Genomic DNA, 14,149 nt, shown 5'->3' with positions numbered 1-14,149 from the left:
GGATGGGTTTGCAGCTCAGGCTGCCGGTTCGAACAACTGCACCGCGGCGATTTCGCTGACGGTCAGGCGCGCCTTGAGCTGCGTCGCCTGTTCGCGCGCCTTGGCCAGCGCCGCTTCCTTGACGTGACCGTAGCCGCGGATCTGCTCGGGAATCTCGGCCAGCGCCACCGCGGTGCGGTAGTTGCCGGCATTGAGCTCGGCGAGCAGGTAGGCCACGTTGGCCTCGTACTCCTCGATCAGCTCGCGCTCCAGACGACGCTCGGCGCTGTGGCCGAACGGATCGAACAGGCTGCCACGCAGGAACTTGAAGCGTGCCAGTACGGCGAACGCCTTGAGCATCCAGGGGCCGAAACTGCGCTTGCGCGGTTCGCCGGTAACGGCATCCGGCTTGCTCAGCCAGCTCGGCGCCAGATGGAACTGCAAGCGGTAATCGCCTTCGAACTGGGCTTCGAGCTGCTTGCGGAAGGTTGCATCGCTGTAAAGCCGCGCCACTTCGTACTCGTCCTTGTAGGCCAGCAGCTTGAAGTAATAACGCGCGACGGCCTTGCTCAGGCGCTGCTCGGCATCGGTGTCGGCCTTGCGCACGCGCTCGACCAGTTCGCGGTAGCGCTCGGCATAGGCGGCGTTTTGGTAGGCGGTCAGGCGCTGCACGCGATCGGCGACGATTTCCTCCAGCGTGCTGCAATGTGGCGCCTCGACCACCTTGGGTGCAGCGACTTTCTCCACCGCAGCCAGATCATGCGCAGCACGACGCCCCCAGAGGAACGCCTGCTGGTTTAGCTCGATGGCCACGCCATTGAGTTCGATGGCCTTGTTGATCGCCTCCGCCGATACCGGCACCAGTCCCTTTTGGTATGCATAGCCGAGCATGAACAGGTTGGTGGCGATGCTGTCGCCGAGCAGGCGAGTGGCCAGGCGGGTAGCGTCGACGAAGCGGGTCTTGCCATCGCCCACTGCCTCGCTGATCGCTTCGCGCATGGCCGCGCCAGGCACCTGGGCGTCCGGGTTGCGGGTGAACTCGGCGGTGGCCGCCTCATGACTGTTGATCACCGCATGGGCGATCTTGTCGTTGAGCTTGGCCAGAGCCTCTTCACTGGACGACACCACCAGGTCGCAGCCCAGCAGCAGATCGGTTTCCCCGGCGGCGATACGCACCGCGTAGATGTCGCTCTGCCGCGCGGCGATGCGGATGTGGGTGATCACCGGGCCGAACTTCTGCGCCAGCCCAGCCTGGTCGAGCACGGTGCAGCCCTTGCCTTCGATGTGCGCGGCCATGCCCAGCAGCGCACCGACGGTGGTCACGCCACTGCCGCCGACGCCGGGCAGGAGGATGTTCCAGGGCCGGCTCAGAGCCGGTTGTTTGGGCTCCGGCAGGGCGATGAACAGCGCACCGAGGCCAACGGCCTCGGGCTTGCGCAGGCTGCCGCCGTGCACGGTGACGAAACTCGGGCAGAAGCCCTCCAGGCAGCTGAAGTCCTTGTTGCAGGCGCTCTGGTCGATCTCGCGCTTGCGCCCCAGTTCGGTCTCCAGCGGCAGCACCGACAGACAGTTGGATTTCACGCTGCAATCACCGCAGCCTTCGCACACCGCCGGGTTGATGAAGGCGCGCTTGGCCGGATCGACCATCTTGCCGCGCTTGCGCCGACGGCGTTTCTCGGTGGCGCAGGTCTGGTCGTAGAGAATCACCGAAACGCCCTTGAACTCGCGCAACTCGCGCTGCACGGCATCCAGTTCGCGGCGGTGATGGAAGGTCACGCCGGGTGCGAAGGTTGCGCGGGTCGGGTACTTGTCCGGCTCGTCACTGACCAGGGCGATGCGCTTGACACCCTCGGCATGCACCTGCTGGCTGAGCTGGTCGATACGCAGCTCGCCGTCGATGGGCTGGCCACCAGTCATGGCCACCGCGTCGTTGTAGAGAATCTTGTAGGTGATGTTGACCCCGGAGGCCACGGCGGCACGCAGGGCCAGGTGGCCGGAGTGGAAGTAGGTGCCGTCGCCCAGGTTCTGGAACACGTGCGGCGTATCGGTGAATGGCGCCTGGCCGATCCAGGTAGCGCCCTCGCCACCCATCTGGGTGAAGGTGTCGGTGCTGCGATCCATCCACTGGGTCATGTAATGGCAGCCGATGCCACCAAGAGCGCGGCTGCCTTCGGGCACCTTGGTCGAACTGTTGTGCGGGCAGCCGGAGCAGAAATGCGGGGTGCGCGCCGTCTTGTGCTTGGGCGCGGCCAGTGCCTTTTCCTTGGCATCGAGGAAGGCCAGTCGCTCTTCGATGGTAGGGCTGCTGTAGATCGGCGCCAGGCGCTTGGCGATCACCCGGGCGATCATCGCTGGGGTCAACTCGCCGAGGTTGGGCAGCAACGAATTACCCTCTTCGTCGAACTCGCCGACCACCCGCGGGCGTTTGCCGACCGGCCAGTTGTAGAGCTGGCCGGTCAACTGGTCTTCGATGATGCTGCGCTTCTCTTCCACCACCAGGATTTCGTCCAGGCCTTCGGCGAACTGGTGCACCGAAACCGGTTCCAGCGGCCAGCTCATGCCGACCTTGAGCACGCGCAAGCCGACCTGGGCGCACAACGCCTCGTCCAGACCGAGGTCATCCAATGCCTGACGCACATCCAGGTAGGACTTGCCGGTGGTGATGATGCCCAGACGCGGGTTGGGCGAATCGAGCTTGACCTGGTTGAGGTTGTTGGCCAGGGCGAAGGCGCGTGCGGCGTAGATCTTGTAGACGTTGAGGCGTTTCTCCTGGGCCAGGGGCGGATCGGGCCAGCGGATGTGCACACCGTCTTCCGGCAGCTGGAAATCCTCGGGAATCTTCACCTGGATACGCAGCGGGTCGACGTCCACCACGGCCGAGGAATCGACGTTCTCAGCAATGGTCTTCAGTGCCACCCAGCAGCCGCTGTAGCGCGACAGCTCCCAGCCGATGATGCCGTAGTCCAGCACTTCCTGGACGTTGGCCGGGTTGAGTACCGGAATCGACGCGGCGATAAACGCGTGCTCGCTCTGATGGGCAATGGTCGAGGACTTGCAGCCGTGGTCGTCGCCGGCCAGCAGCAGCACACCACCATGCTTGGAGACACCGGCCGAGTTGCCGTGCTTGAACACATCGCCGCTGCGGTCAACACCTGGCCCCTTGCCGTACCACATGGCGAACACGCCGTCGTAGCGGGCGCCGGGGAACAGGTTGGCCTGCTGGCTACCCCACACCGCTGTGGCGCCCAGCTCTTCGTTGACGCCGGGCTGGAAGTGGATGTGATTTTCCTTGAGGTACTCGCGCGCATCCCACAGGCTCTTGTCCAGACCGCCCAGGGGCGAGCCGCGATAGCCGGAGATGAAGCAGGCGGTATTGAGTCCGAAGGCGGCATCACGCTGCTTCTGCAGCATGGGCAGGCGAGTGAGCGCCTGGGTGCCGGTCAGGTAGAGGTGACCCGTGGCGAGGCGGTATTTGTCATCCAGGCGGATTTCGGCCAGTGACATGGAGCGCTCCTTTTATTTTTATGGCGAGCACAGGGAGCGCGACGGTAGACACGCTCCGTTGAGTCCTGCCGCAGGATCACTGCGACGGATTTGCCTAAAGCATGACTGGAGGGTTCCGCTTTTTTCTTTCTATTTTCGAGTAGCGAAGGCGATACTTCGCATGATCCTTCCAACAATCAAAATAAATTGGAAACAATCATGCAGGACAAGCTCAGCCCTATCGACCGACGGATTCTCCGCCTGCTACAACACAATGCCGACCTCTCGGCCGCCGAGGTGGCGGAAAAGGTCGAGCTGTCGCAGTCACCCTGCTGGCGGCGGATCAACCGCATGCAGGAAGAGGGGCTGATCGAACGCAAGGTCGCCCTGCTCAATCACAAGCGCCTGGGCTTCGGCATCACGGTGTTCGTCGACATCAAGCTGTCGGCCCATGGTCGCGGCAATCTGGACGAGTTCGAGCAGGCCGTGGTCGGCTACCCGCAGGTGCTGGAGTGCTACAGCATGGCCGGCGGCTCTGACTACCTGCTCAAGGTGGTAGCCAAGGACATTGCCGATTACGAGCGTTTCCTGCGCGACCACCTGCTGCAGCGCCCGCACGTGCACGAGGCGCACTCACATATCGCCATGAGCGAGGTCAAGCGCACCACCGAGTTGCCGCTGGACTGAGCGGGCTCAACGCTCGCTCGGCGCCACCTCAGCACGCCCGGCCCAATACAACGCCAATGGGCCCAACGTCAGTAGCAAACCCATCAACGCGAACGCTGCCCACCAGCCGAGCAATCGCTGGTTCCCCAGAGCATCGAGGGTCATGCCGAACAACAGCGGGCCGAGGAACGCGCCGGTAAAGCCGGTACAGGAATACAGTGCCATCGCCGCACCACGGTGACTGGCCGGAGCGACGCTGACCAATCCGGAGGTCAACGAAGCCGAGTCGGCGGTGACGGTCACCGCGTAGATCAGAGTCAGCACCAGCATCACCCAGAACGGCAGCGCCGCGCCCAGGCCAACCACGGGGGCAAGCAGCGCGGAGCTGAGCATCACGCCGATCAGCCAGCGCTGACGCCCGAAACGCAGCGCCAGTTCATTGCCGAGGATACTCGACGGCATGCCGATCAAGGTCGCCAGCATCGCCACCCAGGTGCCCGATAGCCAGGGATCGACGCTCTGCAGATGCCCGGAGAACACCACGAAGGCCACCAACCAGGCGCGCAGGGCGAACAGCTCCAGGTTGTGCATCGCATAGGCTAGGCAGTAAGCCAGCACCGCGCGATTTCCCAACGGCGCCAGATCCAGCAGATTACGCGGCGCATGTGCCTCGACCGCTTTCGGCGCCAGCCCCCAATACACCAACGCCCAGGCCAGCAACGCACAGGCACCGCTGAGCAACGCCGGCAGTTGCCAGCCGCCGAGCTTGGCCAATTCACCGGACAGGGTGAAGGACAGCGCCGTACCCAGGCCGAAACTAGCGGTGTAGAAGGCGATGGCACGCGACTGCGAGGCACCGTCGATACGTTCCGACAACGCCTTGAGTCCCGGCATGTAGGTGCCGGCCAGGCCAATACCGGCAAGTACGCGCCAGAGCAATGCGGACCAGAAACCATCGGCGAAAACGAAACCCGCGCTGGCCACGGCCGTCAGCAACATGGCCCACAGGTAGATCAGCCGGGCGTCATAACGGTCGGTCAGGCCGGTGAGCACCGGCACGGCCAGCATATAGCCGAGAAAGAAGCCGCCGCCGATCCAGCCCGCCTCGGTATTGTTCAAGCCCCAGAGCGCCTGGAATTGCGGCAACAGTGCGGCAAACAGAGCAAACCCGGCCATACCCAGGGTTTCGGCAGTGCAAAGCAACAGGGTGATACGACGCGCGTTCATGCGTTCTCTTGGCTGTCGGCAAACGAATCGGAAGGTCTGACACTGTAACGGCAGGCCAGGCTAGCCTGAAATTCAGGGTTACGGACGATACGGACTCACAGCACCAGACCGTCGCGCGCCAGCGTCACGCCAGGCGGCAAGGCGTCGGGGTGGTCCAGCAACCAGGCGTCGAAACTGTGACCGATATGGGTCAGCACCGCATGCGTCGGCTGCAACCGTTCGATGACCTCCAGCGCGCGGGTCAGATCGTTGTGGTTGCGCGGCGCCACCGGCTGCGGCGCGGTGGAGCAATCGAGCACCAGCAGATCCAGCGGCACACGCCCAAGCTCCGCGCAGCTGGCCTCCGGCACGCCAACCGTGTCGGTGAGATAGGCGATACGCCTGCCCTGCCCCTCGCCCCCCTTCCCCTCGAACAAATAGCCAAAGGTTGGCTTGGAGTGGGTCAGCGGTAGCGCAGTGACCTGCAGTTGGCCCAGTTGGCGGCGCTCGAAGGCAGCGAACGGCTGGCTGAAGTCGAGAATGCCGGGGTGCTTGTACAGGTCGGCCAGGCCTTCCGGATCATCCGGGCCATGCACCGGGATCACCAGGCCCTGGCCCCAGCGCAGGTGCAACAGACCCTGGGCATGGTCGGCATGGTAGTGGGTCTGCAGGATGCCGCTGAGGCTGTGCGGTGCGAAACGCTCGGTGAGATCGGTCAGGCCGCTGTCGATCAGCCAGCGCTGCGCGCCGCATTCGATCAGGGCGCAGCAAGGGCCACGGCGCCGCGCCGGCTGCACGCGCGCCGCTGTGCAGGCCGGGCACTGGCAGTTGTACACGGGCACCTGGCGGGCATCGCCGGTGCCGAGCAGGGTCAGGCGCATCGACGGTGCTCGTCGAGCAGTTGCAGCAGGCGGCCGACGGTTTGCTGCAGAGGCCCGGAGTTGTTCAGCACGCAGACGCCATCCTCTGCGACGGTCGCCACTGAAGCGCCTGCCACGGCAGCGAAGCTCCGGCTGCGCGCCAGGCGCTGCTCGATCTGCTCCGCGGTTTCCCGACCGCGGGCCAGCAGGCGCTGGCGCAGCACCGCCTCATCGACCTGCAGAACGATCGCCAGCAGTTGCGGATAACGCTGCCGGGCCGCTTCGAGATGACCGCGCGAACCATTGATCAGCACGTCCTGCCCGGCGCTCAGCCAGTCGTCGATCTCACGGGGAATGCCATAGGCCAGGCCGTTGGCGCGCCAGCTCAGGGCGAAGGCGCCCTCAAGCTCCAGGCGCTCGAACGCGGCCGGGGTCACCCCCAGCGCGTCCTCGCCCACAGCCTCGGCGCTGCGGGTGATCACCCGCCGGGCGAAACGGCAGCCGCGTGCCTCCAGCGGCGCACGCGCCGCCTGCAACAGGCTGTCCTTGCCCGAGCCCGAGGGCCCCATCAGATAGATCAACCTGCCCTGCATCAGAACACCCTTCGTGCTTGGCGCCACACCTGCTGGATCACCGGCTGCTGACCATGGGCCCTGGCCTGGACCAGGTCGGCGCGCAGGCCGACGCGAATCTCGCCGCGGTCATCCATCCCAGCCGCCCTGGCCGGTGCGCGGCTCACGGTGGCGATGGCCGCAGGCAAATCATAGTCGTTGTCCTGCCTGGTCAGCAGCCAGGCCGCATGCAACAGGCTGGCCGGGTAGTAGTCGCTGGAAAGGATATCCAACACGCCGTGGCGCGCCAGCTCGGCGGCGGCGATATTGCCCGAATGCGAGCCGCCACGCACCACGTTCGGAGCGCCCATCAGCACCTTCAGCCCCCGTTCGTGGCTGGCCCTGGCGGCCTCCAGTGTGGTGGGAAACTCGGCAATGGCCATGCCGAAATCGGCCGACTCCTGCACGTGGGCCAGAGTCGCGTCGTCATGGCTGGCCACCGAGATGCCCCGGCTGTGGCAGTCCTCGACGATGGCATGGCGCTGGCGGTCGCTGTATTGGCGCGAGTTGGCAATCTGCTCCTGAAGGAATTCCTCCATCTCTGCCGGGCTCAGGTGGTACTTGCCCATGTAGTACTCGCGATACTTCTCCACCTTGGCGAACTGGCGCTGACCGGGCGAGTGGTCCATCACCGACACCAGGGCCACCAGCGGGTGCTCCACCAGGTCGCGATAGATGGTCAGGGCATCGGGATGGCACAGCTCGCAGCGCAGGTGCAGACGGTGCTCGGCGCGGGTCTGCCCGGCTGCCTCGCTGGCGGCGATGGCTTCGATCATCGCCGGCAATTGCTGCATGCGCCGGCCACGCGGGTTGATGTCGCCGATGGACAGCGCATCGAATACGGTGGTGATGCCAGCGGCGACGATCTGCGCATCGTGGGTCAGCACCGCCGAGGTCGACGGCCAGTCAACCCCGGGGCGCGGGCTCATGTGTTTTTCCAGGTTGTCGGTGTGCAGCTCCACCAGCCCCGGTAGCAGGTAATCGCCGCCCAGATCCTGGGCTTGCGGCAGGCGGCTGGCGCCCTCATCCACTGCAGCGATCAGCCCGTCACGCAGCAACAGCGTGCCGAGGAACTCGCGTTCAGCAGTGACGACGCGCGCGTTGCTAAGAATCTGTTCAGACGACATAGACGTACTCCGGTTGCGCCGCGGCGGCGCTCATGTCGAGGTAACGGTCGGCCACCGCCTCGCGGGCGATGCGGTCATGGAAGATGCCGATCAGCGCGCTGCCGGCCGCCTTGGCTTCGAGGATCAGCTCCAGCACCACCTGGCGGTTGGCGTCGTCCAGCGAGGCGGTGGGTTCGTCGAGCAGCAGCACCGGCCACTCGACCATGAAGCCGCGGGCGATATTGACGCGCTGCTGCTCGCCACCGGAGAAGGTGCCCGGCGCCAGTTGCCAGAGCGCCTCAGGAACATTCAGCCGGCCTAGCAATGCCTTGGCCCGCGCCTCGGCATCGCTACGCGTCCAGCCACGCGACAGCGCCGGTTCCATCACCACGTCCAGGGTCGACACGCGCGGGATCACCCGTAGGAACTGGCTGACGTAGCCCAGACTCTGCCGGCGCACCGCCAGCACCTGGCGCGGCTCGGCGCCGACCAGCTCCACCGACTCGCCCTGGTGGAGAATGCGGATGCTGCCGCCGGCCGCCAGGTAGTTGCCGTACAGCGTGCGCAGCAGGGTCGATTTACCGGCGCCGGACTGGCCGTGCAGCACCAGGCACTCGCCGCCGCGCACGGCGAAATTCAGGTCACGCAGCACCTGCAGGACGACGCCGTTCTGCTGATGCAGGGTGAAGGTCTTGCTGAGGCCGCTGACCTCGATCAGGTTGTTCATGATCAATACTCTCTGCGTTCGTGGGAGGGGCTTTAGCCGCGACAAAGAGGGGTCGAGGCTAAGCCCCCTCCCACAGGACGAAATCAGGGCTGCAACACCGACGACACCAACAGCTGCGAATACGGATGCTGCGGATCGTCGAGAATCTGATCGGTCAACCCCGCCTCCACCACGTGCGAACGGCGCATCACCATCAGGCGGTCGGCCAGCAGGCGCGCCACCGCCAGGTCGTGGGTGACGATCACCACCGCCAGGTCCAACTCGCGTACCAGGCCGCGCAGCAGGTCGAGCAGGCGCGCCTGCACAGACACGTCCAGCCCTCCAGTCGGCTCGTCCATGAACACCAGACGCGGCGCCGAGACCAGGTTGCGGGCGATCTGCAGGCGCTGCTGCATGCCGCCGGAGAAGGTGCGCGGCAGGTCGTCGATACGCACCGGGTCGATCTCCACCTGGCTCAACCAGTCGAGCCCGGCGGCGCGTAGCTCGCCGTAGTGGCGCACGCCCTGCGCCATCAGCCGCTCGCCGATGTTGGCGCCAGCCGACACCGCCATACGCAGGCCGTCACGCGGGTTCTGCTCGACGAAGCCCCATTCGGTGCGCAGCAGCGTGCGCCGCTCGGCCTCGCTGGCGCTGTACAGGTCGAGCCACTGGCCATCGCGGCCGCGATAACTGACCGCGCCGCGATCCGGCGGGCAACGCCCGGAGAGCAGACTGAGCAAGGTGGACTTGCCCGAGCCGGACTCGCCGACGATGCCCAGCACTTCACCGGGATAGAGGTCGAAACTCACGCCCTGGCAGCCCTTGTCCGGGCCGTACAGGCGGGTCAGATCACGCACCGAGAACAGTGGCTCAGCCGCTGCCACGGCAGGTTGCAGACGTTCGGCGGCGCTCATTGCAGGTTCTCCTCGGTGCGCTGACGGCAGTAGTCGGTGTCGGAGCAGACGAAGCGCTTGCTGCCGGCGTCATCGACGATCAGCTCATCAAGGAAGGAATCGCTGCTGCCACAGAAGGCGCAGCACTCGTCCCAGCGCTGCACGGCGAAGGGGTGATCCTCGAAGTCCAGGCTGACCACCCGGGTAAAGGGCGGCACCGCATACAGGCGCTTCTCACGGCCGGCACCGAACAGCATCAGCGCCGGGCTCATGTCCAGTTTGGGGTTGTCGAATTTGGGAATCGGCGACGGGTCCATCACGTAGCGCTCATCCACCGTCACCGGGTAGGCGTAGGCGGTGGCGATATGGCCGAAGGTGGCGATGTCCTCGTACAGCTTCACGTGCATCACGCCGTAGTCTTCCAGCGCATGCATGGTCCGCGTCTCCTGCTCGCTGGGCTCGATAAAACGCAGCGGCTCGGGAATCGGCACCTGATAGACCATGATCTGCCCGGCCGACAGCGGTGTTTCCGGAATACGGTGGCGGGTCTGGATCACGCTGGCCTCAAGCGTGCGCTCGGTGGTGGCGACACCTGCGGTACGGGCGAAGAAGCGGCGAATCGACACCGCATTGGTGGTGTCGTCGGCACCCTGGTCGATCACCTTGAGCACATCGTCTGCACCGAGAATGGCGGCAGTCAGCTGCATGCCGCCGGTGCCCCAGCCATAGGGAAGTGGCATTTCTCGACCGCCGAAGGGCACCTGGTAGCCAGGGATCGCTACCGCCTTGAGCAAGCCACGGCGGATCATGCGTTTGGTCTGCTCATCCAGATAGGCGAAGTTGTAGGCCGACGCCTCGCGGGCGCCGCTTGCGGTGAAAGCGTTCATCAGCGGTTCTCCTCTGCCGGCGCCTGGCGGCGCAGCTTGCGGATCAGTTCCAGTTCGGCCTGGAAGTCGACGTAGTGCGGCAACTTGAGGTGCGAGACGAAGCCGGCAGCTTCGACGTTGTCGCAGTGCATCAGCACGAACTCCTCTTCCTGCGCCGGGCCCTGCACCTCTTCGCCGTACTCGGCGGCTCGCAGCGCGCGATCGACCAGCGCCATGCCCATGGCCTTGCGCTCGGCGTAACCGAAGGCCAGGCCATAGCCGCGGGTAAACTGCGCCTGCTCGGCGCTGTCACCGACGAACTGGTTGACCATCTCGCACTCGGTGATCTCGATGTCGCCCAGCGGTACGGCGAAGCCCAGTTCGGCAGGCGTCATCCACACCTCGACATCACCGATGCGGATCTCCCCGGCGAAGGGATGGTTGCGACCGTAGCCGCGCTGAGTCGAGTAGCCGAGCGCCAGGAGGAAGCCTTCGTCGCCACGGGCCAGCGCCTGCAGGCGCTCGGCGCGGCTGGCGGGAAAGGCCAGCGGCTCGCGGGTGATGTCCGGCACCGGTGCGCCGTCGTCCTGCTCGCGGGCCATCAGCCCTTCCTCGGCGAGAAAATCCAGCACCCGAGGACAGGGCTTGGGCTCATCGGTAACGGCCGTTTCTGGCGCCGGATACTCGCCCTCGGCCAGCAATGTGAAATCCAGCAGACGGTGGGTGTAGTCGAAGGTCGGGCCGAGCAGTTGCCCGCCAGGCAGATCCTTGAAGGTGGCAGAGATGCGCCGCTCCAGCTGCATCTTCATGGTATCCAGCGGCTCGCTGGCGCCGAAGCGCGGCAGCGTGGTGCGGTAGGCGCGCAAGAGGAAGATGGCCTCCATCAGGTCACCGGCCGCCTGTTTGATCGCCAGCGCGGCCAGCTCCTCGTCGTACAGCGAGCCTTCGCTCATCACCCGGGCCACGGCCAGCGGCAGTTGCTGGCGGATCTGTTCAACGCCCAGCTCGGCAACGGCGGTATCGCCACGGCGACGGCTGGCCAACAGTTGATGGGCATTGTCGATGGCGCGTTCGCCACCCTTGACGGCGACATACATCAGGCAGCCTCCTCGGTTTCGATCAGCACGCGGGTGCTGCGGGGCAGGCCGATGACTTCGCCGGCAGCGGCAAAAAAGCAATCCAGACCACGGGGAAAGGCGCTGCGCGCCTGGCGCTGTTGCCAGAACGAGGCCGGCAGCGGCAAGTTGACGCCGCGCACGTCCTTGATCCCCGGCCCGCGCCAGCGCAGAGGGACACCGGCGTGCAGATCGTCGAGCTGGATCAGCAACGTGCAGGACTGGTCCGGATAGCGCTCGCTGCCGTTGTCGAAGTCCGACAGATCGCTCAACTCGCTCTCATCAAGCAGAGCGAACAGAGCGATCTCACGCTCGGCGACAATCGGGCAGCCGCAGTGGAACGCCAGGTTGGCGCGAATCAGCGGCGTGTCGAAACGCGGCGCCAGCCAAAGAGGCGTATCACTGTCGAGGAAGGCCAGACACAAGCCATAAGTAGCTGGGGCCAGATCGCCCAAGGCATGGGCACGATCCATGGCGCGTGGCAGCCCCGGCTCGGCCAGGGCGCCGAGGGCCGCGCGGAAGCTGACCTGGGCATCGAGCACCGGGTCGTCGAAAGCCGGTTGCAGCCAGTGCGAGCTGTGCGGCGTAGTCATCAGTCCTCTCCTCTGACCAGGGTGAAGAATTCCACCTGGGTGGTGGCAGTACGGGCGGCCCGGTTCAGGCGCTGTTCGCGCTGCTGACGGGCCAGGGGCTCGATCAGGTCATCCAGCCAGCGCGCCTGGTCGCTGCCCTGCAGGTGTGCATCGGCCAGCGCCGCCAACTCGGCGCGGCGCTTGTCACGACCGGCTAGGTAGCTGTAACCGGTTCGGCCGTCGGCCAGACGCACCACACAGCGGGTCACGGTCATCTCCCCGAGGTTGAAGGCACTACCGGTGCCGCCCATGCGCCCGCGCACCAGGGTCATACCCACCTCGGGGGAGCGGATCAGTTGGTAGGCGCTGTCTTTCAGCGCCGCCTCATGGGCATCGAGAGCGCTGCCGGCGCGGGCCAGGACGCCCATCCAGCGCTGACGCGCGGCGATGTTCGGATCAAGATCGTTCATGCGGGTCTCCATCAGGTCGCAACCCGGTACTGGAAGCGGTCGGCGCGGCTGCTGGACTGCGCCAGCTCCACCGCCCGGCCAGCGGGATCGCGGGACAAAGTGAGTACGCTGAGCAGCGGCGCATGGCGCGGCATCAGCAGATGCGCAGCCTCCTCGCGACTGGGTAGGCGCGCGCCGATCAGGCTGAAGGTGCGTGTCAGCGGCAGATCGCGCTCGGCCAGGTACTGGCGCAGCGAGCCGCCCTGATAGTCGGCCAGCAGCGGCACCAGGCTGATACAGAAGCGATGACGGATCAGGCTCAGCGGCTGGCCGTCGAGCAGGCGCAGGGTGACCAGCTCGAGCAGTTCGCTGCCATCGGGCAGTTGCAGGTGGCGGCACTCCTCGCTGCTGCCAACACGACGCAGACGTTCGATCAGCTGCGCCTCGACGCGGTGACCAAGCGCTGACAGCGACTGGCTGAAGGCACTGCCCGCCTCTACCGGATACACCAGCGGCTTGGCCAGCACCTGTGTGCCCTTGCCTTGGCGGCGCAGCAGGCGGCCTTCGAGCACCAGCTCGTCGACAGCGCGGCGCAGGGTGTGACGGTTGACGGAAAAGCGCGCGGCCAGTTGCATCTCGCCCGGCAGGTAATCGCCCGGGCTCATGTGCTGCACGTCTTCGCGCAACACGGCGGCCAGCTCGCGGTACAGCGGTTCGCTTTGTCTAGACAAGTTCATCGTTTGCAAAGGGCGCACGCAGGCGCCCTCCCTCTCCTTCAGATAAAGAGCTTGCGCAGGCGTTGGGACAGGATGTCGATGGCGCTCACCACCAGGATGATCACGATCAGCAGGGCGCAGGTCTGGGCGAACTGGAAGCTGCGAATGGCCTCCCAGAGGATCACGCCGATACCACCGGCGCCGACCATGCCGACCACGGTGGCCGAACGCACGTTGGACTCGAAGCGGTACAGCGAGTAGGAAATCCACAGCGGCAGCACTTGCGGGATGACGCCGAAGATCACCTCCTGCAGGGCACTGGCGCCGGTGGCACGCACGCCTTCGACCGGACCTGGATCGATGGCCTCGACCGCCTCGGCGAACAATTTGGCCAGCACCCCGGTGGTGCTGATGAACAACGCCAGCACGCCGGCGAAGGGGCCGAGACCGACCGCGACGACGAAGAGCATGGCGAAGACCATCTCATTGATCGAACGGCAGGCATCCATCACCCGGCGTACCGGCTGGTACACCCACCAGGGCACGATGTTCTCGGAACAGAGAATGCCCAGCGGAATGGCGCAGACGATGGCCAGCACCGTGCCCCAAAGAGCGATCTGTACGGTGACGACCATCTCCTTGAGGTAGTGCTGCCAGTTGCTGAAATCCGGCGGGAAGAAGTCGGCGGCGAAGGTGGCCATGTTGCCGGCATCGCGCACCAGCGCCAGCGGGTTCATTTCCGCACCCTGCCAGGACCAGGCGAGTACGGCGAAGAACAGGCCCCAGCCAATCAGTTGCAGCCAGCTACGCTTGGCTTCGGTTGCTGGGGTGGCGGTGGTCAGTGTGGTCATGGGTAACTCTCGTTCCTGTGGGAGGCGCTTCAGCGGCGAGCTTTTCAAGAACCGCCCCACTTTCGCGGGG

The 14,149-nt window shown here is 65.6% G+C and carries 14 protein-coding genes; 1 reads left to right on the top strand and 13 read right to left on the bottom strand.

All coding sequences use genetic code 11. The features are described from left to right. Positions 1-15: 15 nt before the first annotated feature. Positions 16-3,483, bottom strand: coding sequence for an indolepyruvate ferredoxin oxidoreductase family protein (locus tag EL191_RS09035; RefSeq protein WP_041978254.1), 3,468 nt, complete (start codon positions 3,481-3,483; stop codon positions 16-18). Between the two features lie 198 nt (positions 3,484-3,681). Between EL191_RS09035 and EL191_RS09030 the strand changes: the two genes are divergently transcribed. Beyond that, positions 3,682-4,149, top strand: coding sequence for an Lrp/AsnC family transcriptional regulator (locus EL191_RS09030; protein ID WP_013714912.1), 468 nt, complete (start codon positions 3,682-3,684; stop codon positions 4,147-4,149). 6 nt (positions 4,150-4,155) lie between these two features. Here EL191_RS09030 and EL191_RS09025 read toward each other — a convergent pair whose 3' ends face one another. The 12 genes from EL191_RS09025 to phnE form a co-directional block, all read right to left on the bottom strand. Beyond that, complete coding sequence (locus tag EL191_RS09025; protein ID WP_041978252.1) at positions 4,156-5,355, bottom strand: MFS transporter; 1,200 nt, start codon at positions 5,353-5,355, stop codon at positions 4,156-4,158. 95 nt (positions 5,356-5,450) lie between these two features. Next, the gene (gene phnP / locus EL191_RS09020) at positions 5,451-6,215 is read right to left on the bottom strand and encodes a phosphonate metabolism protein PhnP (RefSeq protein ID WP_041978249.1); all 765 of its coding nucleotides are present in this window, start codon (positions 6,213-6,215) and stop codon (positions 5,451-5,453) included. Continuing rightward, positions 6,206-6,787 carry a phosphonate metabolism protein/1,5-bisphosphokinase (PRPP-forming) PhnN gene (gene phnN, locus EL191_RS09015; RefSeq protein WP_041978246.1) on the bottom strand — a complete coding sequence of 194 codons (582 nt, stop codon included), beginning with the start codon at positions 6,785-6,787 and terminating at the stop codon, positions 6,206-6,208. The genes phnP and phnN overlap by 10 nt, the downstream gene beginning before the upstream one ends. Then, the gene (locus EL191_RS09010) at positions 6,787-7,932 is read right to left on the bottom strand and encodes an alpha-D-ribose 1-methylphosphonate 5-triphosphate diphosphatase (protein WP_041978244.1); all 1,146 of its coding nucleotides are present in this window, start codon (positions 7,930-7,932) and stop codon (positions 6,787-6,789) included. Before EL191_RS09010 ends, phnN begins: the two co-directional genes overlap by 1 nt. Beyond that, complete coding sequence (gene phnL, locus EL191_RS09005; protein ID WP_041978242.1) at positions 7,922-8,638, bottom strand: phosphonate C-P lyase system protein PhnL; 717 nt, start codon at positions 8,636-8,638, stop codon at positions 7,922-7,924. Before phnL ends, EL191_RS09010 begins: the two co-directional genes overlap by 11 nt. An 83-nt stretch (positions 8,639-8,721) precedes the next feature. Next, a complete protein-coding gene (gene phnK / locus EL191_RS09000) occupies positions 8,722-9,531 on the bottom strand; it encodes a phosphonate C-P lyase system protein PhnK (protein ID WP_041978240.1) in 810 nt (269 codons plus the stop codon). Continuing rightward, on the bottom strand, positions 9,528-10,397 hold the full coding sequence (locus EL191_RS08995) for an alpha-D-ribose 1-methylphosphonate 5-phosphate C-P-lyase PhnJ (protein ID WP_041978238.1): 870 nt from the start codon (positions 10,395-10,397) through the stop codon (positions 9,528-9,530). Before EL191_RS08995 ends, phnK begins: the two co-directional genes overlap by 4 nt. Further along, positions 10,397-11,473: a carbon-phosphorus lyase complex subunit PhnI gene (locus EL191_RS08990; RefSeq protein WP_041978236.1), complete on the bottom strand. Its 1,077-nt coding sequence runs from the start codon at positions 11,471-11,473 to the stop codon at positions 10,397-10,399. The genes EL191_RS08995 and EL191_RS08990 overlap by 1 nt, the downstream gene beginning before the upstream one ends. Next, entirely contained in the window at positions 11,473-12,084 is a 612-nt protein-coding gene (gene phnH / locus EL191_RS08985) for a phosphonate C-P lyase system protein PhnH (RefSeq protein ID WP_041978234.1), read from the bottom strand. Before phnH ends, EL191_RS08990 begins: the two co-directional genes overlap by 1 nt. Continuing rightward, positions 12,084-12,533 carry a phosphonate C-P lyase system protein PhnG gene (gene phnG, locus EL191_RS08980; RefSeq protein WP_041978232.1) on the bottom strand — a complete coding sequence of 150 codons (450 nt, stop codon included), beginning with the start codon at positions 12,531-12,533 and terminating at the stop codon, positions 12,084-12,086. The genes phnH and phnG overlap by 1 nt, the downstream gene beginning before the upstream one ends. Positions 12,534-12,544: 11 nt before the next feature. Further along, positions 12,545-13,267: a phosphonate metabolism transcriptional regulator PhnF gene (gene phnF, locus EL191_RS08975; protein ID WP_080764259.1), complete on the bottom strand. Its 723-nt coding sequence runs from the start codon at positions 13,265-13,267 to the stop codon at positions 12,545-12,547. A 20-nt stretch (positions 13,268-13,287) separates the two neighbouring features. Continuing rightward, positions 13,288-14,079 (bottom strand): phosphonate ABC transporter, permease protein PhnE, encoded by a 792-nt coding sequence (gene phnE, locus EL191_RS08970; protein ID WP_041978228.1) that lies wholly within the window; start codon positions 14,077-14,079, stop codon positions 13,288-13,290. Positions 14,080-14,149 lie beyond the last annotated feature (70 nt).

Origin of the sequence: Pseudomonas mendocina, from assembly GCF_900636545.1 — a bacterium.
GTDB lineage: Bacteria > Pseudomonadota > Gammaproteobacteria > Pseudomonadales > Pseudomonadaceae > Aquipseudomonas > Aquipseudomonas mendocina.
This window is presented reverse-complemented; position numbering and strand designations above follow the sequence as displayed.